Here is a 23,845-nt window from a genome sequence, read left to right as displayed (position 1 = left end):
GCACCGCGAGTGCCACGGCGGCAGGCGCACCATCCGGCGGGATGATCGTGCCTGCCGCCCTCTCAGGTAGCCTCGAAGCGCTCGCATGCTGCCGCGCCGGAACCTCTGGCCATCCTTCGAGACGCGCGCCTTCGGCGCGCTCCTCAGGATGAAGGCGGAATGTGCTGCGAATCTTTCTCTCCTCATGGTGAGGAGCGCCGCTTGCGGTGCGTTCAGGCGATGCTTTCGCATCGCCGTGAGAACCATGAGGCTCGTATCGAACGGTGGCGGAGTGCATCCACATCGCCCCGCCTTTGGCGCCCCGCCCTCAGACGATCTTGATCGACATGTCGGGCAAGCCCTCCAGCTTGCAAAAGAGCACGTCGCCCTTGACGACCGGGCCGACATTCTCCGGCGTGCCGGAATAGATGATGTCGCCCGCCTTGAGCTCGAACGCCTCGGAGAGTTTCGCGATCTGCTCGGCGACGCTCCAGATCATCTTGGTAAGATCGGAGTTCTGCCGGACGGTGCCGTTGACCGCGAGCGAGATCGCGCCCTTGGTAAAATGACCGACCTTGGTTACCGGATGGATCGGACCGATCACGGCGGCATGGTCGAAACTCTTGCCGATCTCCCACGGCTTCTTCTCCGCGGCCATGCCGTTCTGCAGGTCGCGCCGGGTCATGTCGAGGCCGAGCGCGTAGCCATAGACGTGGTCGAGTGCAGACTCGACCGGGATGTTGGTGCCGCCCGATTTCAGCGCCGCGACCAGTTCGACCTCGTGGTGATAGTTCCTGGTCAGCGACGGATAGGGATGATCGGCAACCTCGCCGATCGCGACATTCTGGATCGCATCGGTCGGCTTCTGGAAGAAGAACGGCGGCTCGCGGCTGGGGTCGGAGCCGCGCTCGATCGCATGCGCCGCATAGTTGCGGCCGATGCAGTAGATGCGGCGGACCGGGAACACGCTTTGCCCGCCGACAATCGGAATGGTCACGGCCGGCACCGTGAAGATCGGCTTCGGCCCGGCCTGTGCGGCGGCAGGACGCGTGTCCGCCATCAGCGCAGCCGCAGCAACCGCGCTGCCGGCGCCGACGAGAAGATGGCGGCGTGAGGTGTCAGTCATGGGGGTTCCTCCTGAGTCAGCCGTTGCATCGGCGGCCTGTTTGTCGTCAGCGCCGCGTTCGGCGCTCTCGACTGCTAAGCATATCCATTATGCCAGCACCACCGATCGCGCACGCGCCGTCGCTCTCGCGGCGCAGCATGCGCCCGAAGCGATGATCGCCCCCCCTCGGCTCGCGGCGCGAGGGCGCAGGGAAGACCGGACCTCGACTGAGGCCCGTGGCCCGCCTGCGGAAAAAAATGCAGGCGGCAGGTACCACAGGTTCAGCCGGACAGACCCGGCCTTCCCTGCGCGATGGTCTTCACGGCTGCTCCGAGCTCTCCCCGGGGACCGGCTTTCTTGCCCCCGTCACCTGAGCGACACGTCATGTCCCTCAGGCTTGGCGCCAGCATCGGGGCGCCAGGACCACACGGCTTGACCGTCCGCGAATTGCCAGTCGTCTTGCGCAACAGCGCCTGACAGACCCGCGGCCACCGCTCCCCGCCGCTCCGTATCGTGACGACGCGCACGTCCCTCTGCATGAGGCGGGATGGAGGAAGCAGAGCATCATTTCTGTAAATACGAAATCGCGAAATTTTCGCGCTGGCATCTGGACAGGGGTGATCGTGCTGAGCGCGCTGCGGAATTATCGCTTTCGGCGCATTCACTGATGCGCGCTTCCAAGAGCCTGCGACGGCGGCTCGGCGGTGCAGTTGGTCTTCGCGGCTCGACTGAGTCGCCCGTCGGGTCGGTCACCGCAAGCAGCAAGCGAACACGGAGCCCATAGATATGTTGCGCGCGAATTGCAGCCTTTGCCGCGACACCCTGGCCTCATGGTTCGAGACGCGCGGCCGTATCGACCGCTCGATGAGCTTGACCAGCTGCGCGGCGCTCCTCACCATGAGGAGCAGCGTGGAGCAATCACGTTCGACCCGCCGCAACAGAATCGGACCTCATGCTGAGGAGCCCGCCGCAGACGGGCGTCTCGAAGGGCGGAAGCGGGCGACGCACTCACCACCTGATCCGCGGGACCTCCCGCCTCGTTTCCTCGTTGACACCCAACCGAACGGCGCAACGCCATGACCGAGCCGACACCACCAAGGAGACGCCGCATGCTGATCTGGCTGGCCGGCCTTGCCGTGCTCGTGATCGCCGGCGCCGCCATTGCCGCGGGGCCGCTGATGAGCCAAGTCGAACATCCCAAATACGACACCGTCAGCCGCGACGGCGAGTTCGAGATCCGCGCTTATGCGCCGATGATCATTGCGGAGGCCGAGGTGCAGGGCGCACGCAAGCCGGCCATCGAGGAGGGCTTTCGCATCATCGGCGGCTACATCTTCGGTGCCAATCAGGGCAAGATGAAGATCGCAATGACCGCGCCGGTGCAGCAACAGGCTGCGGCGTCGCCGGCACCGGGGGACGAGACCGGCAGCGATCGCTGGAAGGTCAGCTTCGTGATGCCGTCGAGCTGGTCGCTCGACACCCTGCCGCCGCCGGCCGACACGCGCATCAAGCTGAGCTCGCTGCCGGCACAGCGCATGGTCGCGATCACATTCTCGGGCTCCTACTCCGACGGCATCATCGCCGAGAAGACCCGCGAGCTGCGCGGCTATGCGCAGCGCAAGGGCCTGACCGTCACCGGATCGCCACTGCTCGCGTTCTACAACCCGCCCTGGACGTTGCCGATGCTGCGGCGGAACGAGGTGATGCTGGCGTGCGGTTGTTAGGACGTTCCGAACGACTCAAATTTCAGTCAGCATTTTAGCTGTTCGGTCTCTCTTTGCGTGTTCACGCGGCCGCGATGAGCAACCCTGCCAGTCTGTTTCTCTGTCATGCCCGGGCTTGTCCCGGCCATGACGACGTTGAGACAGAGGAGCGAAAGCTCGGACGGTCAAATACGATCGCCGGGGCGCAAGCGGAGAAGCGCTCGCAATGCGCTCCTCATCAAACACGCTGGCGGTCCGCGTCACTCAGGTCGCCTGCTCACGCATCGATGATCGCCACCGCCCGCGTCCAGCCGGCCGACGCCCGCTCGATCTTCACCGGGAAGCACGACACGGTGAAGCCGGTCGATGGCAGCTGCTCCAGATTATGCAGCTTCTCCAGGTGGCAATAGCCGATGTGGCGGCCGGCTTTGTGGCCTTCCCAGATGATGCTGGCGTCATGGGTCTCGGCATAGGTCTTGGCAGTGAACACGAACGGCGCATCCCAGCTCCAGCCGTCGGTGCCGGTGAGGCGGACGCCGCGCTCGAGCAGATACATCGTCGCCTCATAGCCCATGCCGCAGCCTGAATTGACGTAATTGGCCTGGCCGAAGCGGGCACCGGCGGCGGTGTTGACGACGACGATTTCGAGCGGCGACAGCGTGTGCCCAATCCGCTTCAACTCCTCCTCGACATCCTTCGCGGTCACCACATAGCCGTCGGGGAAGTGCCGGAAGTCGAGCTTCACGCCGGGCTGCAGGCACCATTCCAGCGGCACCTCGTCGATGGTCCAGGCGCGCTCGCCGCGATTCATCGTCGGATGAAAGTGCCAGGGGGCATCGAGATGCGTGCCGTTATGGGTCGAGAGGTTGACCTGCTCGACCGCCCATCCCTGCCCGTCCGGCAGATCCTCGGCCTTCAACCCGTCGAAGAATTGCAGCATGCGCGGCAGTCCCTGCTGGTGGTCGATATAGGTGATGGTCGGATGGTTGCCCGGCGGGTCGGCCGGCACGTCGTTCTGCAAGGGCACGGAAATGTCGATCAGCTTGCGGGCCATGGGCGGTCCTCTCCCGTTGTTGTTGTCGTGATCGGCTCGACGGCGTCGTGATAGCAGGGTCAGACGTCCTGCCGCTCGACCCTGTTCTTCAGCACACCTATTTTCTCGACCTCGAGCTCGATCTCGTCGCCATGCTCGAGATACCAGCCGAGCTCGAGGCCACAACCATTGCCGACGGTGCCCGAACCGATGAACTCGCCCGGCATCAACGTCTCGTCCTTGCTGATATAGGCGATCAGCTCCTCGAACGAGAACAGCATGCCCTCGCTGACGCCGCGCGAGCGCACCTCGCCATTGACGCGCGCCTCCATCTTGAGGCGGTAGGGATCGCCGATCTCGTCCGGCGTCACGATCCACGGTCCCATGACGTTGCCACCATCGAAGCTTTTGCCCTTGGAAGGGCCGAGCCGCCCCTCCATCTCGACCCGCTGGGTGTCGCGTGCGGAGAAATCGTTGAAGATCGTGAAGCCGAAGATGTGGTCGCGCGCCTTCGCCGCCGGAATGTCCTTGCCCCGCCCCTTGGTGATGATGCCGAACTCCAGCTCATAGTCCATCACCTTGCTGTAGCGCGGCCATTTCACGGTCGTATTGGGTCCGCGCACGCTGAAGCGGTTGGTGATGTAGAAGATCGGCACCTTTCGATAGACGTCCGGCAACTCTCCCAGCGGCTCCGCATCGATGCGCGCGAGTTCGTCCGCATCGCCGCGCTGGCGCGCCGCAAGCTTCAACTGGCCGCGCGGCGCCTGCAGGATGTGCAGCGGGAACGACATGCCGTCGCGCATCTGCCGCGGCTCCGACACCGGCGCGAGAAGCTCGGTGCTGGCGACGTCGCGCGACAGGCCCTCATCATTGCCATACCGCTCGACCAGCGCGCGTGCGGCATCGAGCCCGCCCTCACCGGCATCGATCAGCGACAGCATCGAAGCGAAGGCCGGATTGGCCGTTCCGGTCCGCCCGGCGGCCGCGGCGAGATCAAAGAGCTTGGTATCGCCGGCATGGACCACGCCGATCCGCTCCCCGCCCTCGGTTCGAAATGTCGCAAGTTTCACGCCGGCCTCCCCTTGTGTTCTATCTAAAAATATACAAACATAGAAAATATCGATAAACAAGAGGCGTTCGAATGGACGCCCGGGGAGGAGTCAACAATGCGTCATCGGCTCACGGGTGCTGTTGTCGGCTCGGTGCTGACCGCGTTCGCACTGACATCAGCGGCACTTGCCGAGAAGATCCAGATCGGCTGCACGGCCACTTCGGACTGCGCATCGGCGATGATCGCGGTCGACGAGGGCATCTTCAAGAAGCATGGGCTCGACGCCGAGATGGTGCTGATCGGGATCAATTCGAACATCCCCGCTGCCATCCTGTCCAACTCGATCCAGATCGGCGGGCCGACCTCCACGGTCTTCCTGCAGGCCGCCGATGGCGGGCTCGACCTCGTCGCGGTGTCCGGCGCGTCGATCATGAACAAGACCTCCAACGACGCCATCGCCGCCTTCGTGCGCAACGGCATCACCATCAACAGCCCGCAGGACTTCAAGGGCAGGAAAGTCGGCGCGCCCGGCATCGGCGCCTTCCTGCACGTGCTGTTCGTGAAATGGCTGGTGGAGAAAGGCGTCGACCCCAAGAGCGTCAACTTCGTCGAGGTCACATTCCCGACCATGGCCGACACAATCAAGTCGGGCGGTGTCGACGCCGTGCTGACCGCCGAACCGTTCGTGATGCGCATGAGCAACGCCAATCTCGGCACCGTCGGCACGCGTTACGCGGCCGAGCTTGCCCGCACCGAGCCGATCATCTTCTACGCAGCGTCGCGCGAATGGGCCGAGAAGAACCCGGAGACGGTGAAGAAATTCCGCGCGGCCATCGCCGAGGCGGCCCCGATCGTCAACAATGATCGTGATAAAGCCTCGGCCGCAATCGCCAAGTTCACCAAGCAGCCGCTCGATCTGGTCAAGCTGACGACGCCCAATCAGTCCGAGCCGGTGCTGAAGCCCGAGCAACTCGCTTGGTGGATCGACGTGATGTCCGCGCAGAAGATGCTGCAGAGCAAGCTCGACCTCAAGAAGCTGATCCTCGACTGATGACGGCCTCGCTTCCGATCCCGCAGACCGAGTCGGCGAGCGGCGACACGCTCAGCGAGCGCGCCGCCGCGCTGATCGAGCGCGATATCGTCGCCGGACTGCTCGCACCGGGCTCGCGGCTCGGCATCGTCGAACTCGCCAAGCGCTACGAGATCGGGCCGACGCCGCTGCGCGAGGGACTGTCGCGGCTGGTGTCGCGCGGCCTGATCGTCGGCATCGGGCAGCGCGGCTTTCGCGTCGCCGAGGTCAGCCGTGATGATCTCGTCGACATCACACGGATGCGCACGGTGGTCGAGAAGGAGGCGCTGCGGCTGGCGATGCTGAATGGCGGCGACCCGTGGGAGGCCAGCATCGTCGCCGCACTACATCAGATGCGCCGCTACATCCAGCGCATGCAAAGCGAGTTCAGCGAAGGTACGCCGGAGTTCGACCGGTTACATAAGGCCTTTCACACCGCGCTGCTGTCCGCCTGCGGCTCGCGCCGTCTGCTCGCGGCCCATTCCGATCTCTACGACCAGGCCTACCGCTATCGTCGCGTCATGATGCGCAGCTTCGACGATGGCCGCGGCTTCATCCGGGAGCACGAGGCGCTGGCCGACCTCGTCCTCGCACGCGATGCCCCCGCCGCGCAAGCGCGGCTCGAGGCCCATCTGCGCTCCACTGTCGCCATCGTCTATCCAGAACCGCAGCAGAGAACTGGCATATGATGACAAAAGGCCGGCAACGCTGGGACATCTGCCAATTGGTTGCTCGTCATGCCCGGGCTCCATCCCGGACATCCACGCCGACCCAGGACTTCGAAAGACGTGGATGGCCGGGACGAAGCCCGGCCATGACGGCGCGGGGCGTGTCGGCCACAGGTTGCCGTCCTCCCATGCGCTCGCCCCATCAACCGAAGGGAGCCTGAGATGGCAGAGCCTGCCCTCGCCTTGGTGCAATCGTCTCCCGCGCCTGCGCGCGCGCAGATCACGTTCGACAAGGTCGCGCTGGTGCTCGGCGGCAAGGCGATCATCGACACCATCAGCCTGGAGGTCACGGCCGGCGAGATCCTGTGCGTGGTCGGCGCTTCCGGCTGCGGCAAGACGACGGCCCTGCGGCTCGCCGCCGGCCTCTATCAGCCGACCGGCGGCGCAGTGCGCTTCGAGGGCGAGGTCATGCGCGCTCCCCCGGCGCGAGATCGCCGTCGTGTTCCAGGATTACGGCAAGGCGCTGCTGCCGTGGCGCACGGCGGCCGGCAACGTCTCGCTGGCGCTGGAGACGATCGGCATGCCCTCGGCGCAGCGCGCGGCGCGCATCGCCGAGCTGCTGGCCAAGGTGGGGCTCGCCGGCCATGCGGCGAAGTATCCGACGGAGATGTCCGGCGGCATGCAGCAGCGGCTGCAGATCGCGCGCTGCCTCGCGCAAGACCCCAAGGCGCTGCTGATGGACGAGCCGTTCGGCGCGCTGGATGCGATGACACGGCAAGGACTGCAGGACGAACTGCTGGCGCTGGTCGCGTCGACCGGCGCCACGGTCGTCTTCGTGACGCATGATCTCGAAGAGGCGATCTATCTCGGCGACCGGGTCGTGGGGCTGTTGCCGCATCCTGGCCGCGTCGGCCTGGAGCTGACAATCGACCTGCCGCGGCCGCGCGATCAATTGGCGACGCGGGAGCATCCGGAATTCCTGCGGCTGCGGCGTGCGCTGTTCGACTTCATCAAGGCGAGCGAATGAGCATGCGGGAGCGCATCAAGCCCCTGCTGTTGCCGATCGCGGCGCTGCTGGTCTTCGAGGCCTGGATGCGGCTCGCCGCCGTGCAAAGCGACTCGCTGGCGCCACCGAGCGCGATCGCGCTCGCGCTGGCGGGCGCGCTGGCCGACGGCTCGCTGCTCGCGGCGACGCGTGACACGCTGGCCTCGGCCTTCGCCGGTCTCGCGATCGGGGGCGCCATCGGCCTTGTGCTGGGCGTCGTGCTGGGGCTCTCGCACGTTCTCAGCCGGCTGATGGAAGTGACGATCGAAGCCATCCGGCCGATCCCGTCGGTGGCGCTGCTGCCGATCGCCCTGATCGCGCTCGGCTTCGGCTATCGCATGGAGATCGCGATCGTGGCTTTTGCCTGCGTCTGGCCGGTGCTGATCGTGACGCGTGCCGCGGTCGGCAGCATCGAGCCGCGGCTGATCGAGGTGGCGCGCGTGCTGCGGCTGACGCAGCTCGATCGCATCAGGAAAATCGTGCTTCCCGCCGCCCTGCCCCGAATCGTCCTGGCGTTTCGGCTCGCCGCCGGCATCGCGCTGATCGTCGCGGTCACGGTGGAGATCGCGATCAACCCGCTCGGCCTCGGCGCCGGCATCATGACGGCGCAGCAGGCGCTGCGGCCGGACCTGATGCTGGCCTATCTGGTGTGGATCGGCGTCACCGGATTCGCGCTCAATGCCGCTTTGACGGCTGCGCAGCAGACTCTCTTCGGCCGCGCCGCATTGACGGATGACAACGCATGAGATGGTCCGTGATTGCCTGGCGTTGCGCCAGCTTCGTGGTCGCCGCCAGCGTCATCGCGCTGTGGCAGCTCGCGGCCGATCAACGCCTGATCTCGCCGGTGTTCCTGCCCGGTCCCGACCGCGCCTCGGCGTCGCTGCTGCGCGGCTTCACGAACGGCGATCTCCTGACCAAGCTCACGGGCACGCTGACACACATGGCCTATGGCTGGCTGCTCGCGTCGATCGCCGGCATCGCGCTCGGCGCGATGATCGGCTCATCGAAGGCGATGCGCATCTATGTCGCGCCGACGCTCGAGCTGCTGCGGCCGCTGCCGGTGTCGGCGATCATTCCGGTCGCGATCGCGGCGTTCGGCCTGAACCAGAGCATGGCGCTGTTCGTGATCGCGTTCGGCTCGCTGTGGCCGATGCTGCTCGGAACCATCCACGGCTTCGCCGCGGTCGAGCCGCGGCTCTATGAGGTCGCGCGGGTACTGCACATGTCGCGGCTCGCGGTGATCCTCAAGATCGCGCTGCCGTCGGCGGCCCCCGACATTCTCGCCGGCATGCGGCTCAGCCTGACCGTCGCGCTGATCCTCGCCGTCGTCTGCGAGATGCTCGCCGGCCTCGACGGCCTCGGCCAATGGGTGCTGCTCTCGGCGCGCGCCTTCCGCTCGGCCGATTTGTTCGCCGGCGTGATGCTGCTCGGTATCATCGGCTATATCACCGCGCTCGCGATGGGCGCCGCGGAGAGCCGGCTGCTGCGCTGGCAGGCCGCGCGACGGTGACTGAGCTCAGCGCGCCAGCCCGGCGACGCGGCCAAGCGCGACAGCGGTGAGCAGGCCGTTGCCGGAGAGATAGCCCGAGGCGTCGGCGCCGGAGACGCCACAGGCGGCGCCGCCGGCGGCAAACAGGTTGTCGATGACGCCGCCGTCCCTGCGCACGACGCGCGCACGATCGTCGATGACGAGGCCGCCTTGGGTATGGAACAGCGCGCCGGTGACTTTCACCGCGCGATAGGGCGGCGCGAGCTGCGGGACGCCGGCGAAGCTGCGGCCGAAGCGATCGGCCCGCGCCTGCGACTTGGCCGCGGCGACCTCGTCGCAGGTCGCGGCGAGCGCCTCGGCCGGCACGCGCATGGCGACCGCGAGATCAGCGATGTCCGCCGCCTCCAGCACCGCACCATGCGCGAGCGCGTTGCGAAAATCCTCGAACTGCGCGGCGATGCCGGCGATGCGCGCATCGAAGATGGTCCAGGCGACGCCGTCAGGCTGCGCCAGAACATTCGACGCCTGCTCGGAATAGCCGGAGGCCTCGTTGGAGAAGCGCTCTCCCCTCGCATTCACCTGGAAGCCGCCTTCGGTGATGGTCGCCCAGCTGATGAGGATACCCGCGGGATGCGCCACGGAGCCGTGGCCCTGATGGCCGCCGAGATCGCGCGTCGCCGCGCCGAGCTGCCCGCCCCACACCAGCGCATCGCCCTGGTTGCCGACATGACCGAAATAGGCGGCCGAAGCCATCTCCGGGATGTGCCGCGCGACCAGCGCCGGATTGCCGCCATAGCCGCTGCAGGCGAGGATCAGGCGGCGGCAACCGATCTCGTCCGTTGTACCGTCGGGCCGCGTGCAACGCACGCCGATGATCCGTTGCGTGGGATCAACCAGCAGCGTCGTCGCATGCGCCTCGCAGAGAATATCGATGCCGGCCGCTTCGGCGGCCGTGCGCAGCCTGTCGATGAGTTCGCGTCCCGCGCGGCTCGGCAGGCCGTGCATGCGCAACGCGGAATGTCCGGGATAGGTGAAATTGTCGACCAGCGAGAACGGCAATTGATGGCCGTCGGCGAGCCATTCCAGCGTCGGTCCGATCGTGGTGGTGACCAGCTTCACCAGCGCAGGGTCCGGCTCATCATGCGCCTTACGGAGGATGTCGGCGGTGAACAATGCAGGGCTGTCGTCGATCCCCAGCGCGGCCTGCCAGCGCGTGCCGGCCGCCGGGATCAGTCCCGCGGACAGCGCCGTCGAGCCCTGCGGAACGCTGTCGCGCTCCAGCACCAGCACGCTCTCCCCGCTCTCGACCGCCGACAGCGCCGCGACGAGGCCGGCCGCGCCCGCGCCGATGATCAGGCAGTCGACCTGAACCTCCGGAATGCTTTCGACGACTTCGATGGTGCTCATGACCAACTCTCACCGCGCCCGCGCGCCGTCCTTCGAGACGCTCGCCTGCGGCGAGCTCCTCAGGACGAGGATCTTTGTTGTGGCCCAGCTCTCTCCCCTCATGGCGAGGAGCGCCGCGCGCGGCGCGTTCCGGCGATGCTCTCGCATCGCCTTGAGAACCATGAGGCGCCAAAGGACTGCGCGCGCCCTCATGAGGCCGCCAGCTCCGTCATCGCTTCCGCGATCGACACCACACGGCACACCGGCTTCAGCGCCGCAATCGCGGTGGCGTGCGTCTCCGCGGTGAACGCCGCGCAGCCGTCGTCCAGCACCACCGTCTCGAAGTCACGGATATGCGCATCACGCACCGTCGAGGCGACGCCGCCATTGGTGACGATGCCGGCGACGTAGAGCTTTTCGATGCGGCACTTGCGCAGCACCCATTCCAGCCGCGTCATATAGAACGCCGAATAGGCGATCTTCTCGATCGTGAGATCGGCCGGCTGCAGCGTGTCGACCAGCTGATGGCCCCAGGCGCCCGGCAGGAAATCGCCCTTGGCGAGAAACGGCCGCAGCTGCTTCAGATGCGGCGATATCAGGGGCTCGCCGTCCTTGCCCGGCACCAGGGTGAACTGCGTCGAGATGATGAAGCCGCCTTTGCTCCGCATCAGATCGGCGAACGGCTTGATCCGTGGCGGCAGCGCAGCGATATCAGCCGCCGTCTGTCCGGCGCGGCCATAGGCGCCCTTCGGATCAAGGAAGTCGTTCTGCAGATCGACGATCAAGAGCGCACTCTGCGCCGCCGGGATGGGGTGATCGCTCATATCAGCTCCACGATGACGTTACCGAACGCATCCACCCGCGCCTTGAAGCCGGGCGCGATCACCGTCGTCGCATCCGGCTGCTCCAGGATCGCGGGTCCAGCGATGTCGCTGCCGACCGGCAGATCGAGCCGCGCATAGATTGCCGTGCTCCACCATTTGCCGTCGAACCAGACCTCGCGGCTGCCGCGATCAGCCTTGGCGAGATCGGCGCTGTGATCCGGCGCGAGCGCCGAAAGATCGAAACGCGGTCGCACGCCGATCGCCGCGGTGCGCAGGTTGACGATCTTGATCGGCACGCCCGGCAACAGCCGGCTGAAGCTCTTCTGATAGGCGGTCTCGAACGCCTTGCGCACATCGTCGACGGTCAGCGCGATGGCACCGTCACTGATATCGGCCGGCAGAGTGGCGCGGATGGTGTGGGTCTGGCCGACATAATGCATGTCGAGCTCGAACATGACGTCGATGCGCTCGACCGCGAGCCGCGCGTCCTTCACCACGGCCTGTGCATGCTCGGCTTCGGACAGCATCCAGCCCGTCAGCGCCGCGATGTCGAGGCCGTCGACGAACAGATTGAGCGTCTGCACTTGGTCGTGACGGATGTCGGCGATGACGCAGCCGAGCGCCGAGGTGACGCCGGGATAGCGCGGCACCAGCGCCGCCTTCAGCCCGACATCCTTGATCAGCGCCGAGACGTGCAGCGCGCCGCCACCGCCGAACGGCACCGCCGCGAAGCGCGCCGGATCATGGCCGCGCTCGATCGACATCAGCCGGATCGCGCCCGCCATCTTGCTGTCGGCGATGCGCACGATCGCCTCCGCCGCTTCCATCACGCCGAGACCCAAGGGCTCGCCGACATGGCGCGCGATGGCGCGCTTGGCCGCCTCGACGTCGAGCGCCTTCAGCTTGCCGCCGATCGGCCTCTCCGCATTGATGCGGCCGAGCACGACATTGGCATCGGTCAGCGTCGGCCGCTCATTGCCGCCGCCATAGCACACCGGGCCGGGTCGCGAGCCCGCGCTCTCCGGGCCGACCTGCAGCAGGCCGCCGGCATCCACATGCGCGATCGAGCCGCCACCGGCGCCGATCGTGGTGATCTCGATCATCGGCGTGCGCACGACCAAGCCAAAATCGATCGTGGTCTGCGCCGCCAGCGAGGTCGCGCCATCCACCACCAGCGACACGTCGAACGAGGTGCCGCCGAGATCGCCGGTGATGACGTTCGGGAAGCCGGCGGCCTTGGCGATCTCGGCCGCGGCGATCACGCCGGCCGCCGGGCCCGACAGCGCGGTGCGGATCGGGAAGCGCCGCGCCGCATCCGTCGACATCACGCCGCCATTGGACTGCACGATGTGGAAACGGCCATCGAACGCCTCGCCCGCCAGCGCGTTCTGCAGCTTCTGCAGATACGAGCCGACCACCGGCTGCAGATAAGCGTTGAGCGCGGTCGTCGATGTCCGCTCGAACTCGCGAATCTCAGGCAGGATCTGGCTCGAGCAGGCGACATTGTCGTTCGGCCAGATCGCCTGCACGGCCTCCAGTGCGCGGCGCTCATTCTCGGGATTGGCGAAGGCGTTGATGAACACGATGGCCAGCGCCTGTGCCCCCCTTGCGAGCAGCGCGCGTGCGGTCGCCTCGACTTGCGCGACATCGACGGCGGTACGAATGGAGCCGTCGGACAGCACGCGCTCGTCGACCTCGACGCGCATGTCGCGCTCGACCACGGGGACGAAATCGCCCCACAGGCCCCAGGTGTTGCGGCGGTCGCGCCGGCGCATCTCCAGCACGTCGCGGAAGCCACGCGTGGTGATCAGGCCGATGCGCGCGCCCTTGCGCTCCAGCAGCGCATTGGTCCCGACGGTGGTGCCATGCACGATCGAGGTGAGATGCGAGACCGCGCCGAACCCTTGCAGGCCTTCGAGGAAGCCTGTCGCCTCGTCACCGCGGTTCGACGGCACCTTGTTGGTGCGGAAGGTCCGCTTGGCCTCGTCGAAATAAAAGAGATCGGTGAAGGTGCCGCCGACATCGACGCCGACGATGCTGCCGAGCTTGCTCATGCCGCACCTCCCGCGCGCAGCGTGCGCGTGGCAGCTTCATCGACCACGCCATCAGCTGCTACCGCGACCTTGTAGACCTCGCGCGCCTGCGCCGGCGAGACGAAGCCGAGCGCGACGTCGTGGGCGACCGCCGATGCGGGCCGGATGTCCGGCGGCCCCCAACCGCCACCTCCGGGCGTCTCCAGCCGCAAGCGCTTGCCCGCCTTGAGATGCAGATCGGTGATCTTGGAGACCATCGGCGGGCTCGCCTCGCCATCATCCGTCTGCCAGGTGAAGCGATTGAGCGCGGCGCTGCCGCCACCGGCAACGCCGAACGGCGCCGCCTTGCCGCGCTCGCCGAGCAGCGCCACATCGGCATCGGCCAGCAGCTCGACTTCGTAGATCGCGCCGACGCCGCCGCGATGGGTGCCGGCGCCGGCGGAGTCCGGGCGCAGCGCCCATTGCGTGAACATCACAGGATAGGCCGCTTCAAGAATTTCGACCGGAGGAATGGTCGCCGTGGAGATCGGATTGTTGGCATGGTTGAGGCCATCGGTCGCCGGATTGCCGCCGAGGCCGCCGCCGAAGAACGAGAACATCACAAAGCGGCTGTTGTCCCTGCGATGACCGGCGATCGACAATGCGTTGATGGTGCCGAACGGCGCGGCCGTGGCGCGCGCCGGGTCGGCCTTGGCGAGCGCGCCGAGCACGACGCCGATCAGGCGCAGGATGGTCTCGGTATAGCCCGCGACCGGCTTCGGCGGCCCGGCCGCCAGCAGCGAGCCGTCGGTGATCTCGAACGCGATCGGCCGGAGGCAGCCGGCATTGGCGGGCACTTCGGTGAACACATGCTTCAGCGCGACATAGCAGGCCGCGATCGTGGTCGAGCGCGAGATGTTGATCGGGCCCTTGCAGGCGCCGGACGAACGGGTGAAGTCGAGCGTCATCGTGTCGCCGGCAATGGTGACGTCGAGCGCCACCGTCAGCGGTTCGTCGATGATGCCGTCATTGTCGAGCACGTCCTCGAACGAATAGGCGCCGTCGGGCAGCGAGGCGATGGCTGCGCGCATCAATGTCTCGGCGCGGTCGGAGAACGCCTCGAAGGCGTCGGCCACGGTCGTATCGCCATAATCGTCGAGCAATGCGCGCAATCTGCTCTCGCCGAGATCGAGCGCGTTGAGCTGGCCGTTGAGGTCGCCCCAGTTCGACATCGGCACCCGTGAATTGGCTTCGATGATGCTGATAATGTCATGGTTCATGCGCCCCGCCGCGATCAGCTTCACCGGCGGAATGCGCATGCCTTCCTGAAAGCTCTCGACCGCCTTCGGATTATACCCGCCGGCGACGTTGCCGCCGATGTCGAGCCAGTGGCCAACCGAGGCGATCCAGCAAAAGACCTTGCCGTTGCGGAACACCGGACGCACCAGACGAAAGTCGTTGAGATGCGTGCCGCCGTCATAGGGGTCGTTGAAGATGAAGGTGTCGCCTTCCTCCAAGCCGCCCTCCTTTTCGACCTTGGCGATGACGGCGCGCACGGCGAAGGCCATCGCGCCGACGAAGATCGGCAGGCCGCCCTGCCCCTGCACCAAGGTGTCGCCGGTGGTCGCATGGTAGATGCCGTGGCAGGCATCACGCGCTTCCGCGATGGTCGGGTTGAAGGCCGAGCGATAGAGCGTCGCGTCCATCTCGTCGGCGATCTGCTCCAGCCGGCCCTTGAGCACCGCAAGCGTGATTGGATCCAAGGTCGTCATGCCCGTGCCTCCTCGTCATCAGCCGCGTAGCGCGCACCGTTGGCCAGGATGTCCGCGGTGCCGAGCATCGCGTTGAGGCCGGCGAAGTCGAGCATGCGATCGGCGAACGGCTTGGTCGTGCCGGCCTGCGCCAGCGACTGGTAGTAGGCGCGCGCGGCAAAAGCGAGCGCGCGCACGATGCCGCCGGGGAAGATCACGAGCTTGAAGCCGAGCGCGCCGAGTTCGGACGCCGCATGGATCGGCGTCGAGCCGCCTTCGACCATGTTGGCGAGCAGCGGCCGCTTCGACGCCAACCGGCCGGCGATCGCCGACAGCTGCTCGCTGCTCTTCGGCGCCTCGACGAACAGCACGTCGGCGCCCGCCTCGGCATAGCGCTCGGCGCGCGCGATCGCCGCCTCCATGCCCTCGATCGCCAGCGCGTCGGTGCGCGCGACGATCAAGGTGTCGGCAGATTGCCGCGCGTCGAGCGCCGCCTTGATCTTGCCGACCATCTCGCCGGCGCTGATGACCGTCTTGTCGGTGAGATGACCACAGCGCTTCGGCGTGGTCTGATCCTCGAGCTGGATTGCCGAGGCGCCCATGCGCTCGAACAGCCGCACAGTGCGCTGCACGTTCAGCGCATTGCCGAAGCCGGTATCGGCGTCGACGACAACAGGCAGATCGACCCGGTCGCGGATCATGGCGATGGCGTCGGCGACCTCCATCATCGACACCAGCCCGATATCGGGACGCCCGAGCTTGGTATAGGCGATGCCGGCGCCGGTGAGATACAGCGCCTTGAAGCCGGCCTCGGCGGCGATGCTCGCGGTCAGCGCGTCATAGACGCCGGGCGCGATCGTCGTCTCGGCTGATGCCAGAGTGGATCTCAGGCTCATTGTGGTTTCCTTGTTCTACTCAGTTCTGCCGACGCGACGATCTCTAGAGACCGAGATAAGCGCGCTTCAGCTCGGTATTGGATTTCAACTCGGCAGCCTGGCCGGAGAGCGTGATGATCCCGTTCTCCATGATGTAGGCCCGGCCGGCCAATTCGAGCGACTGCACGACGTTCTGCTCGACCAGCATGATGGCAAGGCCTGACGCGGCGAGCCGCGCGATCAGCGCGAACATCTCCTCCACCATCAGCGGCGACAGGCCGAGCGATGGCTCGTCGAGGATCAGGAGCTTCGGCTCACCCATCAGGCCGCGGCCGATCGCCAGCATTTGCTGCTCGCCGCCGGACAGCGTGCCGGCATATTGCCGCGCGCGCTGCGTCAGCTTCGGAAAAATCTCATAGACCTGATCGAGCTTTGCGGCGCGGCCGCGCCGCGGCCGGCAATAGGCGCCGAGCTCGAGATTTTCGCGCACCGACAGATTGGGGAAGATCTTGCGCCCCTCGGGCACATGGATCAGTCCGGCGGTGACGATCTCGGGCGCAGCGGCGTGCTCCAGCGCCGCACCATTGAAACGGATCGTGCCTGATGTCGCCGGCACCACGCCCGACAGCACCTTGTTCAAGGTGGTCTTGCCGACGCCGTTGGAGCCGAGCACGGCGACGACCTCGCCGGCGTTGACGTCGAGACTGACGCCGCGCAGTACTTCCGTTCCGCCATAGCCGGCGCGGAGATCGCGGATCTCAAGCATGGGCCTGCTCCGCGCGCAGCCGCTCGGCGGCGCCATGGCCGAGATAGGCCTCGATCACCTGCGGATCCTCGCACACCGTCTTGGGCTCGCCCTGCGCGATCATCCGTCCTTGCGACAGCACGTAGACGGTGTCGCAGAGATTCATCACCGCCTGCATGATGTGCTCGATCATCAGGATGGTGACGCCCTGGTCGCGGATGTCGCGCACCAGCGGCAGCACGTCGCGGATCTCCGAGGGGTTGAGGCCGGCCAGCACCTCGTCGAGCAGCAGCAGCTTCGGCTTGGTCGCCAGCGCGCGCGCCACTTCGAGCCGCTTGCGGCCGGCGACGGTGAGATCGGACGAGGCCTTGGTGAGATCAGCCCCAAGGCCGACGCGCTTGGCGATATCAGCCGCCTGCCGCATCGCCTCATTGGCATCATGCGTGTGCAGATAGGCGCCGACGGCGATGTTCTCCTGCACGTTCAGGCCTTCGAACGGCTGCACGATCTGGAAGGTGCGCGCGATGCCCGCGCGCGCGCGTACGTGCGGCGCAAGCCGCGTGATGTCGCGTCCGTCATAGCTGACGCTGCCGCCGTCGGGCTGCAGGAAGCCCGCGATCATCGCAAACAGCGTGGTCTTGCCGGCGCCGTTTGGCCCGATCAGGCCGGTGATCGAGCCCTTGGCGACCGACAGCGACGCCTGGTCGACCGCGACGAGACCGGAAAAGCGCTTGGTGAGGGACTTGACCTCGAGCATCACGCCTCCTTCGTTCGTGCAGGCGCACGCAGGCCGAGGCTCTTCATCAGCATGACCAGGCCATTCGGCGAGAACGCGACCGACAGCACGAGGATGACGCCAAACACGAGCAGGTCCATGCCGGGAATGCCTCCCGACACGCTCTTGGTGAGTTCGCCGAGACCGAGCAGCACGATCGCGCCGAGCAACGGACCGAGCACCGTGCCGGAGCCGCCGACGATGGCCGCGAACAGCGCCTCGATCGAGATCCACGACCCGAAGGCGACATTGGCATCGATGAACAGATAGTTCTGCGCGTAGAGGCAGCCGGCCGCTGCGGTGAGCGTACCGGAGATCGCGATCGCCTTCATCTTGACCGCGAACACGTCGACGCCGAGCGCCTGCGCCGCCTGCTCGTTCTCGCGCAGCGCCACGAGATAGGCGCCGAAGCGCGAATGCTCCAGCCACCAGCTGACGACGAGCCCGATGGCGACGAAGCCGATGGTGATCAGCAGGAAATAGCGCCGGTCGGCGAATTGCAGGTAAGGCAGGCCGGTCTGCAGCTTCAGCAGGATGCCGGCGGCGCCGCCGGTGAAGTTCCAGCTGTTGGCGAGGATGCGCGCGACCTCGGCAAATGCCAGCGTGATCAGCGCGAAGTACGAGCCTTTCAGGCCGGAGCGGAAGCTGAGGAAGCCGATGAACGCCCCGACCAGCGCACCGAGTGCAATGCCGATCACCAGCGCGATCCAGGCGTTGACGCCGAAGCGGGTCTGCAGCACCGCCATCGCATAGGCGCCGGCGCCGAAGAAGGCGGCGTGGCCGAACGACGACAGCCCGGCATAGCCGCCGAGGATGTTCCAGCCCTGCGCCGCGAGCGCAATGATCATCATGAAGATCATCAGGTTCAACAGCGCGCCGGACAGGCCGGCAAAGGCGATCGCGACGAGCGCGGCGACGATGATCGCGAGCGTCGCCAGGCGGGGCTTGGTCATGCGCGCGCTCCGAACAGGCCGGTCGGGCGCACCAGCAGGGTCACGATGAAGATCAGGAAGATGCCGATCTGGCCGAGGCTGTCGCCGAGAAAGAGACTCGAGGCAGCTTCGACGACGCCGATCAGCAGGCCGCCGATCAGCGCGCCGGGGATCGAGCCCATGCCGCCGAGCACGACGATGGTGAAGGCGACCAGCACGAAGGCCGCGCCGGTCTTCGGGCTGACATAGAAGGACGGCATCAGCAGGCCTGCGGCCACAGCGAGACAGGCGCAGCCGATCGCGAAGGTCATCGCATAGACATGCGGCACGCTGATGCCGACCAGGCTGGCGCCGAGCTTCTCTTTGGCGACCGCGCGGATCGCCTTGCCGATGTCGGTCTGGTGCAGCACCAGCCAGAGCAGAATTGTGGTCGCGATGGTGACGCCGAAGCCGACCACCCGCGGGAACGACAGCAGCAGCGGCCCGAGCTCGACCACGCGGAACGAATAGTCGGTGGTGATGGTGCGGGTGTCCGATTGGAACACGGCGAGCAGCGCGTTCTCGATGATGATGGACAGACCGAGCGTGACCAGCAGGATGCCATTGTCCTTGCCGTGGCTGGCCGGGCCGATGATGAAGCGCTGCAGGCCATAGCCGAACGCGAACATCAGCGGCGCGACAAACAGGATCGCGAGATAGGGATCGAGCCCGTAGCGCGCGCAGGCGAGCCACACCATGAACATCGCCACCGTCAGCAGCGCGCCGTGGGCGAAATTCACGATGTGCAGCACGCCATAGATCAAGGTGAGGCCAAGCGCGATCAATGCATAGATCGCGCCCAGCATCAGCCCGTTCAACAGCGCCTCCACGACGATCTGGGGCGAGTACATGACATCCTCAATTTCAGCAGATGCGAAATGCGGTCTGCCTGGTACGCGACCCTATTCGCCGCTTGCTCTCTGTTCGCCTCTCCCCGCTTGCGGGGAGAGGCCGGATTGCATCGTCAGATGCAATCCGGGTGAGGGGGACTCTCCACGCGCACCTTGCTTGCGGAGAGTCCCCCTCACCCCAACCCTCTCCCCGCAAGCGGGGCGAGGGGGCGCACCGCACCTGGTGCGCATGCTCGAATCCAACGTGCGAAACACCGGGCCTCAGTGCCTCGACCTCGCCCCATCCGTGCAATGCACCCGATCAGCCGTTGATCGGGAACACCGGCTTGGCCTCGGCGTATTCGGCCGGGTAGATCACCTTGATGTCCTTGCCCTGCACCTGCGTGTTCAGCGGCAAGGCGCTCGCATTCTGGCCCTTGGCGTCGAACTTGGTCTTGCCGTAGGGCATGATGCCGCTGTCGAACTCGTTCGCTGCCAGCGCCTCGATGATCTTGGCGCGATCGGCGCTGCCGGCCTTCTCGACGGCCTGGGCGAACACCTTCACCAGCGAGTAGTTGATCGGCGTGTTGTAGGCGTAGAACTTGCCGGCCGCGGTCACGGTCTCGCGCAGCTTCGCGGTGATCGGGCTCTTCGGATCACCCCAATGGTTGCAGTCCATCACGCCCTGGGCGGCCTCGGGGAACTCGTTGACGAAGCGATAGCTGGAGGCAGCGCCGCCGAACACCGCGTAGATGCCTTTCGGACGCACACGCTGCTGCTGCAGGGTGCGGGCCATCAGCACGAACTCGTTGAAATAATGCGACGGCACGATCAGGTCGGGATTGAGCGCGCGCAGCCGCAGCACGACGTTGGTCATGTCGCGCGCCGGCGTTGGATGGGCGATGGTCTCGACGATCTGGAAGCCGAGTGGCGGCAGCTTCTCCTGCATGATCTTGGCAAGGCCGGAGCCGAACAGGCCGTCCTCATGCACGATCGCCACCGTCTTGATCGGCTTGCCGGCGTCGTCATTGAGCTTGACGAGGTTCTTCAGCGCGACCGCGGTGGCCATGCTGAAATTCGGGTTGAAGCGGAAGGTGTTCTTCAGGCCGCGCTCGGTGATCGTATCGGCCACGGCGCAATCGACCACGAACGGCAGATCGTAGCGCGCGGCGGTCTGCGTCGCGGTCAGCGCTATGCCTGAGGCAAAGCCGCCGAGCACGGCAGCGACGCCGGCCGATTGCAGCTCCTCGGTCGCCTGCGCGCCGGCCTCGGCATTGGAGCGGCTGTCACCGACGACCAGTTCGAGCTTGGCGCCGCCCAGCGCCTTGATGCCGCCGGCGTCGTTGATCTCCTTGATCGCGAACTCGGCGCCGATCTTGGCAAGATCGCCGTCGAGCGCGAAGGCGCCGGAGATCGGCTGCAGCAGACCGACCTTCACCGGCGCCGGCTCGGCGCGGAGCAAACCGGGCGCCGCCAGCATCGAGGTGAGCGCGACGCCGCTCTTGAGCACGGTGCGCCGTGACATGGACTTCGATATGCGCGTCATGACTTCCCCACTTTCCTGACTGGCGGCCGCCGGCGCGGGCGCTCCCTGCGGTACACCTCGGCAGTCGGGCTCCAGTGCCGGTGCCCTTCGTCACCCGTCCGTTCGAGGTTCATCTGCAATGTGTAGCGATCCGGCCGATAGAGCGCCTGCAAATGCTCCATCGGCTGGCCGTCCTTGCCGTAAACCGTGCGACGCAAGGCGACCAGCGGCATGCCGACATCGATGTCGAGCGCCTCGGCCACGTCAGGCCCCGACAGCACGGCGCTGATCTCCTGGCGCGCCGACGCGCTGGTCAGCCCTGAGCGCTCGATCAACTCCAACAGCGGCACGCGCGCAAGATCCTCGCGTGAATAGAGGCGGCCGATGCGCTCCGGGACATGCGCGATAAGATAGGAGAACGGCACGCCATCGACCAGGCGGACGCGCACCGAGCGCTGCGACCGCTCGTCGGATGCGAGTTGCAGCGCCTCGCGGATCTGGTCGGGCGGCGCGACATAGTCGAACGACAGCAGCTGCACGTCGGTGGTGCGGCCCATCTCGATCAGATGCGCGAATATGTTGGCGACGTCGGCGAGCACCGTGCGCACCTTCGAGGCCGGACGATGCACGAAGGTGCCGAGCCCGCTCTTCTTCTGGATCAGGTCCTCTGACGCGAGCAAATCGAGCGCCTGGCGGATGGTGACGCGGGAGACATTGTGCTCCTCGGCCAGCGCGAACTCGCCGGGCAGCCGCTCGCCGTCCGCAAGCTCGCCGGATGCGATCTTGTCCTTCAGCAGCAGGTAGATCCGTCGTGCCTTCAGTGGCTCGGACGCGGCGCGCAAGGCAGGGGCCCCAGTGATTTCGAGCTATCTTGCTTTCAATACATGAGGTGTATAGAAAATACGACAGCTTAGGTCAACTGGCTCGGCCGGCGCGATCGAAGCAAGGATCGAGCCATCCATCGAGCCATGGATTGAGCGCGGGGAGGATCACGCGATTTGTCGCAGCATCAGCCATTTGCACAGGCGCTGAGCCCGCTCGACGTCGGCCCCCTGCGCTTCCGCAACCGCATCTTCGTTCCCGCACACACGACGAATTTCGGTGAGCACCATCTGCCGAGCGCGCAGCACCTCGCCTATCACCGCGCCCGCGCGCGCGGCGGCGTCGGTGCGAATATCTTCGAATCCATCCGCGTGCACGCCAATTCGCTCGGCCGGCCGCAGGCGGTGTGCGGCTTCGACCCTGCCTGCATCGATCCGTTCCGCCGCATCACCGATGCGGTGAAGGCGGAGGGCGCGGTGATGCTCGGCCAGATCATCCATCTCGGACGGCAGGTCGAAGGCGATTTCGAGCGCACCGTGGCATGGGGCGCCTCGCCGATCCCGTGGTCGATCTCGGCGCTGCCGCCACGTCCCATGGACGAATTTGACATGGAGGAAGTGATCGAGGGTCACCTCGTGACGGCGCGCAACCTGGTCGCGGCCGGCTTCGACGGCATCGAGCTGCAGATGGCGCATGGTCATCTGCTACAGCAGTTCCTGTCGCCGCTCTCCAACAAACGAAATGATGAGTATGGCGGCGCGCTGGAGAACCGGCTGCGCTTTCCGGCCCGCGTGCTGGCGGCGCTGCGCGCCGAGCTCGGGGCCGGCTTCTGCCTCGGCATCCGCATCAGCGGCGAGGAATATGCCGAGGGCGGGCTCGGCATCGACGAGGCCGAGCGGATCGTGCCGATTCTGGCGCGGCAGACGAGGATCGACTTCGTCAACGTCTCGCACTCGGCCTATATCGCGAGCTATTCGCTGGCGACGCAGATGGCCGACATGGCGTTCGACCCGGCGCCGTTCCGCAGCCTGCCCGCGCGCATCCGCGCCCAGCTACGGACACAGGGGTTTGACACGCCGGTCTTTGCCGTGTGCCGATTTACGGGACTCGACGAGGCCGATGCCATGATCGCGGCCGGCCACGCAGACGCCGTCGGCATGGCGCGCGCGCATCTCGCCGAGCCGGCGATCGTGCGGAAATCGGTCGAGGGCCGCCTCGACGAGATCCGCCGCTGCATCGGCTGCAACCAGGGCTGCGCCGGCATGCTGGAGCGGAACCTGCCGATCCGTTGCCTGATCAATCCGATCGCCGGGCTCGAAGTCAGCTTCGACGAGCCCGAAGCGCTGCCGCGTAGCGCGCGCAAACAGTTCCTCGTCGTCGGCGGCGGCCCGGCGGGCCTCGAAGCCGCGCGCGTCGCGGCTGCGCTCGGGCATGATGTCACGCTGTGGGAGCGCAGCGATCAGCTCGGCGGCCAGTTGCGCACGGCCTGGCTGATGCCGAAGCGCGCGAATTTCGAGTCGTTCGTCGCGTTCCAGATTGCGGCACTCGCGCGGCTCGGCGTCACCACGATCTTCAACAAGGAGGCCAGCGCAGCCGAGATCGCGGCATTTGGCGCCGATCGCATCATCCTGGCGACCGGCTCGACGACGACGCCAATGCCGGTCCCCGGCAACGGGCCGGTCTTCACCCTGGCCGACGCGCTGCGTGCGCCGGACAGGCTCGGCGCATCGGTGGCGGTGTTCGACCGCACCGGCGAATGGGGCACGTTGGCGGCGCTGGAGCATTTCGCCGACCTCGGCAAGACCGTGACCTTGTTCGTTCCGGCCACGAGCTACGCCTGGCGCACCACGATCTATTCGACGCTCGCCAACGGCCGCCGCCTGCGCGAGCGCAAGGTGAGGATCGCGACCTTGCGCGCGGTCCGCTCGTACGATGGCGAGACCCTGGAGGTCGAGGATCTCTCCACCGGCGACATCGAACGGATGACAGGGTTCTCGGCACTGATTGCCGTCGATCACAACAGCGCCGACCAGACGCTCTATCTAGCGCTGCGCCGGGCCGGGCTTCCGGTGATGCAGGCCGGCGACAACAATGCGCCGCGCACGGCGCTGGAGGCGACGTATCAGGGCCACATGGCGGCACGGGCCCCCTTCCCTGCAGCCTCGGGACTCACGACATGAGGGTAGA

The 23,845-nt window shown here is 66.5% G+C and carries 20 protein-coding genes and 1 pseudogene; 7 read left to right on the top strand and 14 right to left on the bottom strand.

Annotated elements, in window-relative coordinates; translation table 11 throughout:
* Positions 1-307: 307 nt before the first annotated feature.
* A complete protein-coding gene (locus ACVIJ6_RS21065) occupies positions 308-1,105 on the bottom strand; it encodes a fumarylacetoacetate hydrolase family protein (RefSeq protein ID WP_456774265.1) in 798 nt (265 codons plus the stop codon).
* Positions 1,106-2,193: 1,088 nt separating this feature from the next.
* On the opposite strand from ACVIJ6_RS21065, the gene ACVIJ6_RS21060 reads away from it, so the two are divergent.
* Complete coding sequence (locus ACVIJ6_RS21060; RefSeq protein ID WP_456774264.1) at positions 2,194-2,808, top strand: SOUL family heme-binding protein; 615 nt, start codon at positions 2,194-2,196, stop codon at positions 2,806-2,808.
* A 256-nt stretch (positions 2,809-3,064) separates the two neighbouring features.
* Here the strand turns inward: ACVIJ6_RS21060 and ACVIJ6_RS21055 are convergent, their stop codons facing one another.
* A complete protein-coding gene (locus tag ACVIJ6_RS21055; RefSeq protein ID WP_456774263.1) occupies positions 3,065-3,841 on the bottom strand; it encodes a cyclase family protein in 777 nt (258 codons plus the stop codon).
* Between the two features lie 59 nt (positions 3,842-3,900).
* Positions 3,901-4,890 carry a fumarylacetoacetate hydrolase family protein gene (locus ACVIJ6_RS21050; protein WP_456774262.1) on the bottom strand — a complete coding sequence of 330 codons (990 nt, stop codon included), beginning with the start codon at positions 4,888-4,890 and terminating at the stop codon, positions 3,901-3,903.
* A 96-nt stretch (positions 4,891-4,986) separates the two neighbouring features.
* On the opposite strand from ACVIJ6_RS21050, the gene ACVIJ6_RS21045 reads away from it, so the two are divergent.
* From ACVIJ6_RS21045 to ACVIJ6_RS21025, 5 genes and pseudogenes are all read left to right on the top strand, one after another.
* Entirely contained in the window at positions 4,987-5,922 is a 936-nt protein-coding gene (locus ACVIJ6_RS21045; RefSeq protein WP_456774261.1) for an ABC transporter substrate-binding protein, read from the top strand.
* Entirely contained in the window at positions 5,922-6,629 is a 708-nt protein-coding gene (locus ACVIJ6_RS21040) for a GntR family transcriptional regulator (protein WP_456774260.1), read from the top strand. Before ACVIJ6_RS21045 ends, ACVIJ6_RS21040 begins: the two co-directional genes overlap by 1 nt.
* A gap of 201 nt (positions 6,630-6,830) precedes the next feature.
* Positions 6,831-7,299 (top strand): annotated as a pseudogene (locus ACVIJ6_RS21035) (ATP-binding cassette domain-containing protein); the annotation flags it as partial.
* Positions 7,300-7,631: 332 nt separating this feature from the next.
* Positions 7,632-8,399 (top strand): ABC transporter permease, encoded by a 768-nt coding sequence (locus ACVIJ6_RS21030; RefSeq protein ID WP_456774259.1) that lies wholly within the window; start codon positions 7,632-7,634, stop codon positions 8,397-8,399.
* On the top strand, positions 8,396-9,163 hold the full coding sequence (locus ACVIJ6_RS21025; protein ID WP_456774258.1) for an ABC transporter permease: 768 nt from the start codon (positions 8,396-8,398) through the stop codon (positions 9,161-9,163). The genes ACVIJ6_RS21030 and ACVIJ6_RS21025 overlap by 4 nt, the downstream gene beginning before the upstream one ends.
* A 6-nt stretch (positions 9,164-9,169) precedes the next feature.
* On the opposite strand, the gene ACVIJ6_RS21020 is transcribed toward ACVIJ6_RS21025, so the two are convergent.
* The 11 genes from ACVIJ6_RS21020 to ACVIJ6_RS20970 form a co-directional block, all read right to left on the bottom strand.
* Positions 9,170-10,549: an FAD-dependent oxidoreductase gene (locus tag ACVIJ6_RS21020; protein ID WP_456774257.1), complete on the bottom strand. Its 1,380-nt coding sequence runs from the start codon at positions 10,547-10,549 to the stop codon at positions 9,170-9,172.
* A gap of 188 nt (positions 10,550-10,737) precedes the next feature.
* Positions 10,738-11,352, bottom strand: a complete 615-nt coding sequence (locus ACVIJ6_RS21015) for a cysteine hydrolase (RefSeq protein ID WP_456774256.1) — start codon at positions 11,350-11,352, stop codon at positions 10,738-10,740.
* On the bottom strand, positions 11,349-13,406 hold the full coding sequence (locus ACVIJ6_RS21010) for a hydantoinase/oxoprolinase family protein (protein WP_456774255.1): 2,058 nt from the start codon (positions 13,404-13,406) through the stop codon (positions 11,349-11,351). Before ACVIJ6_RS21010 ends, ACVIJ6_RS21015 begins: the two co-directional genes overlap by 4 nt.
* Positions 13,403-15,136 carry a hydantoinase B/oxoprolinase family protein gene (locus ACVIJ6_RS21005; protein WP_456774254.1) on the bottom strand — a complete coding sequence of 578 codons (1,734 nt, stop codon included), beginning with the start codon at positions 15,134-15,136 and terminating at the stop codon, positions 13,403-13,405. The genes ACVIJ6_RS21010 and ACVIJ6_RS21005 overlap by 4 nt, the downstream gene beginning before the upstream one ends.
* Positions 15,133-16,011, bottom strand: a complete 879-nt coding sequence (locus ACVIJ6_RS21000; RefSeq protein WP_456774253.1) for an isocitrate lyase/PEP mutase family protein — start codon at positions 16,009-16,011, stop codon at positions 15,133-15,135. The genes ACVIJ6_RS21005 and ACVIJ6_RS21000 overlap by 4 nt, the downstream gene beginning before the upstream one ends.
* A gap of 43 nt (positions 16,012-16,054) precedes the next feature.
* Positions 16,055-16,756: an ABC transporter ATP-binding protein gene (locus tag ACVIJ6_RS20995; RefSeq protein ID WP_456774252.1), complete on the bottom strand. Its 702-nt coding sequence runs from the start codon at positions 16,754-16,756 to the stop codon at positions 16,055-16,057.
* Complete coding sequence (locus tag ACVIJ6_RS20990; RefSeq protein WP_456774251.1) at positions 16,749-17,492, bottom strand: ABC transporter ATP-binding protein; 744 nt, start codon at positions 17,490-17,492, stop codon at positions 16,749-16,751. The genes ACVIJ6_RS20995 and ACVIJ6_RS20990 overlap by 8 nt, the downstream gene beginning before the upstream one ends.
* Positions 17,492-18,463, bottom strand: coding sequence for a branched-chain amino acid ABC transporter permease (locus ACVIJ6_RS20985; RefSeq protein WP_456774250.1), 972 nt, complete (start codon positions 18,461-18,463; stop codon positions 17,492-17,494). Before ACVIJ6_RS20985 ends, ACVIJ6_RS20990 begins: the two co-directional genes overlap by 1 nt.
* Positions 18,460-19,332, bottom strand: coding sequence for a branched-chain amino acid ABC transporter permease (locus tag ACVIJ6_RS20980; protein WP_456774249.1), 873 nt, complete (start codon positions 19,330-19,332; stop codon positions 18,460-18,462). Before ACVIJ6_RS20980 ends, ACVIJ6_RS20985 begins: the two co-directional genes overlap by 4 nt.
* Positions 19,333-19,633: 301 nt before the next feature.
* Positions 19,634-20,857 (bottom strand): ABC transporter substrate-binding protein, encoded by a 1,224-nt coding sequence (locus tag ACVIJ6_RS20975; protein ID WP_012045885.1) that lies wholly within the window; start codon positions 20,855-20,857, stop codon positions 19,634-19,636.
* A complete protein-coding gene (locus ACVIJ6_RS20970; protein ID WP_456774248.1) occupies positions 20,854-21,678 on the bottom strand; it encodes a GntR family transcriptional regulator in 825 nt (274 codons plus the stop codon). Before ACVIJ6_RS20970 ends, ACVIJ6_RS20975 begins: the two co-directional genes overlap by 4 nt.
* A gap of 156 nt (positions 21,679-21,834) precedes the next feature.
* Here ACVIJ6_RS20970 and ACVIJ6_RS20965 point away from each other — a divergent pair, with 156 nt between their 5' ends.
* Positions 21,835-23,838 carry an oxidoreductase gene (locus ACVIJ6_RS20965; protein WP_456774247.1) on the top strand — a complete coding sequence of 668 codons (2,004 nt, stop codon included), beginning with the start codon at positions 21,835-21,837 and terminating at the stop codon, positions 23,836-23,838.
* Positions 23,839-23,845 lie beyond the last annotated feature (7 nt).

The sequence above is a fragment of the Bradyrhizobium sp. USDA 4369 genome, from assembly GCF_054056435.1.
This window is presented reverse-complemented; position numbering and strand designations above follow the sequence as displayed.

What these genes read in the sequence shown, in the direction of transcription:
- ACVIJ6_RS21065 (WP_456774265.1), bottom strand. Translation starts at nt 1,105, where the DNA reads ATGACTGACACCTCACGCCGCCATCTTCTCGTCGGCGCCGGCAGCGCG.
- ACVIJ6_RS21020 (WP_456774257.1), bottom strand. Translation starts at nt 10,549, where the DNA reads ATGAGCACCATCGAAGTCGTCGAAAGCATTCCGGAGGTTCAGGTCGAC.
- ACVIJ6_RS20985 (WP_456774250.1), bottom strand. Translation starts at nt 18,463, where the DNA reads ATGACCAAGCCCCGCCTGGCGACGCTCGCGATCATCGTCGCCGCGCTC.
- ACVIJ6_RS21005 (WP_456774254.1), bottom strand. Translation starts at nt 15,136, where the DNA reads ATGACGACCTTGGATCCAATCACGCTTGCGGTGCTCAAGGGCCGGCTG.
- ACVIJ6_RS21040 (WP_456774260.1), top strand. Translation starts at nt 5,922, where the DNA reads ATGACGGCCTCGCTTCCGATCCCGCAGACCGAGTCGGCGAGCGGCGAC.
- ACVIJ6_RS21010 (WP_456774255.1), bottom strand. Translation starts at nt 13,406, where the DNA reads ATGAGCAAGCTCGGCAGCATCGTCGGCGTCGATGTCGGCGGCACCTTC.
- ACVIJ6_RS21045 (WP_456774261.1), top strand. Translation starts at nt 4,987, where the DNA reads ATGCGTCATCGGCTCACGGGTGCTGTTGTCGGCTCGGTGCTGACCGCG.
- ACVIJ6_RS21015 (WP_456774256.1), bottom strand. Translation starts at nt 11,352, where the DNA reads ATGAGCGATCACCCCATCCCGGCGGCGCAGAGTGCGCTCTTGATCGTC.
- ACVIJ6_RS21000 (WP_456774253.1), bottom strand. Translation starts at nt 16,011, where the DNA reads ATGAGCCTGAGATCCACTCTGGCATCAGCCGAGACGACGATCGCGCCC.
- ACVIJ6_RS20975 (WP_012045885.1), bottom strand. Translation starts at nt 20,857, where the DNA reads ATGACGCGCATATCGAAGTCCATGTCACGGCGCACCGTGCTCAAGAGC.
- ACVIJ6_RS21060 (WP_456774264.1), top strand. Translation starts at nt 2,194, where the DNA reads ATGCTGATCTGGCTGGCCGGCCTTGCCGTGCTCGTGATCGCCGGCGCC.
- ACVIJ6_RS20995 (WP_456774252.1), bottom strand. Translation starts at nt 16,756, where the DNA reads ATGCTTGAGATCCGCGATCTCCGCGCCGGCTATGGCGGAACGGAAGTA.
- ACVIJ6_RS21055 (WP_456774263.1), bottom strand. Translation starts at nt 3,841, where the DNA reads ATGGCCCGCAAGCTGATCGACATTTCCGTGCCCTTGCAGAACGACGTG.
- ACVIJ6_RS21030 (WP_456774259.1), top strand. Translation starts at nt 7,632, where the DNA reads ATGAGCATGCGGGAGCGCATCAAGCCCCTGCTGTTGCCGATCGCGGCG.
- ACVIJ6_RS20980 (WP_456774249.1), bottom strand. Translation starts at nt 19,332, where the DNA reads ATGTACTCGCCCCAGATCGTCGTGGAGGCGCTGTTGAACGGGCTGATG.
- ACVIJ6_RS20990 (WP_456774251.1), bottom strand. Translation starts at nt 17,492, where the DNA reads ATGCTCGAGGTCAAGTCCCTCACCAAGCGCTTTTCCGGTCTCGTCGCG.
- ACVIJ6_RS21025 (WP_456774258.1), top strand. Translation starts at nt 8,396, where the DNA reads ATGAGATGGTCCGTGATTGCCTGGCGTTGCGCCAGCTTCGTGGTCGCC.